This is a genomic window from Scandinavium hiltneri, from assembly GCF_024764835.1.
Classification (GTDB): Bacteria; Pseudomonadota; Gammaproteobacteria; order Enterobacterales; family Enterobacteriaceae; genus Scandinavium; species Scandinavium hiltneri.
In genome coordinates this window covers 1-1,392 of sequence record NZ_JALIGE010000055.1, presented here as the reverse complement: position 1 = coordinate 1,392, position 1,392 = coordinate 1, and the positions used below count along the sequence as shown (strand labels likewise).

2 rRNA genes are annotated in these 1,392 nt (G+C 52.4%); both read right to left on the bottom strand.

From position 1 onward, the window contains the following. Positions 1-6: 6 nt before the first annotated feature. A 5S ribosomal RNA gene (rrf, locus tag MUU47_RS00280) occupies positions 7-122 on the bottom strand. Positions 123-220: 98 nt separating this feature from the next. Beyond that, positions 221-1,392: ribosomal RNA gene (locus tag MUU47_RS00275) — 23S ribosomal RNA — on the bottom strand; the annotation flags it as partial.

The following is a 1,392-nucleotide window of genomic DNA, read 5'->3' as shown; positions in this document are numbered from 1 at the left end:
TTTGATGCCTGGCAGTTCCCTACTCTCGCATGGGGAGACCCCACACTACCATCGGCGCTACGGCGTTTCACTTCTGAGTTCGGCATGGGGTCAGGTGGGACCACCGCGCTGTTGCCGCCAGGCAAATTCTGTTACCAGAATGCTTAAAAAAAGCACCCCAGCTAATCTGTTATCAAGCTAAAAATTGTCGTCTCTCACGCCAAAACAGCTTCGGCGTTGTAAGGTTAAGCCTCACGGTTCATTAGTATCGGTTAGCTCAACGTATCGCTACGCTTACACACCCGACCTATCAACGTCGTAGTCTTCAACGTTCCTTCAGGACTCTCAAGGAGTCAGGGAGAACTCATCTCGGGGCAAGTTTCGTGCTTAGATGCTTTCAGCACTTATCTTTTCCGCATTTAGCTACCGGGCAATGCCATTGGCATGACAACCCGAACACCAGTGATGCGTCCACTCCGGTCCTCTCGTACTAGGAGCAGCCCCCCTCAATTCTCCAGCGCCCACGGCAGATAGGGACCGAACTGTCTCACGACGTTCTAAACCCAGCTCGCGTACCACTTTAAATGGCGAACAGCCATACCCTTGGGACCTACTTCAGCCCCAGGATGTGATGAGCCGACATCGAGGTGCCAAACACCGCCGTCGATATGAACTCTTGGGCGGTATCAGCCTGTTATCCCCGGAGTACCTTTTATCCGTTGAGCGATGGCCCTTCCATTCAGAACCACCGGATCACTATGACCTGCTTTCGCACCTGCTCGAGCCGTCACTCTCGCAGTCAAGCTAGCTTATGCCATTGCACTAACCTCCTGATGTCCGACCAGGATTAGCTAACCTTCGTGCTCCTCCGTTACTCTTTGGGAGGAGACCGCCCCAGTCAAACTACCCACCAGACACTGTCCGCAACCCGGATTACGGGTCTACGTTAGAACATCAAACATTAAAGGGTGGTATTTCAAGGTTGGCTCCACAAGAACTGGCGTCCTCGCTTCAAAGCCTCCCACCTATCCTACACATCAAGGCTCAATGTTCAGTGTCAAGCTATAGTAAAGGTTCACGGGGTCTTTCCGTCTTGCCGCGGGTACACTGCATCTTCACAGCGAGTTCAATTTCACTGAGTCTCGGGTGGAGACAGCCTGGCCATCATTACGCCATTCGTGCAGGTCGGAACTTACCCGACAAGGAATTTCGCTACCTTAGGACCGTTATAGTTACGGCCGCCGTTTACCGGGGCTTCGATCAAGAGCTTCTCCACAAGGGATAACCCCATCAATTAACCTTCCGGCACCGGGCAGGCGTCACACCGTATACGTCCACTTTCGTGTTTGCACAGTGCTGTGTTTTTAATAAACAGTTGCAGCCAGCTGGTATCTTCGACTGATTTCAGCTCCA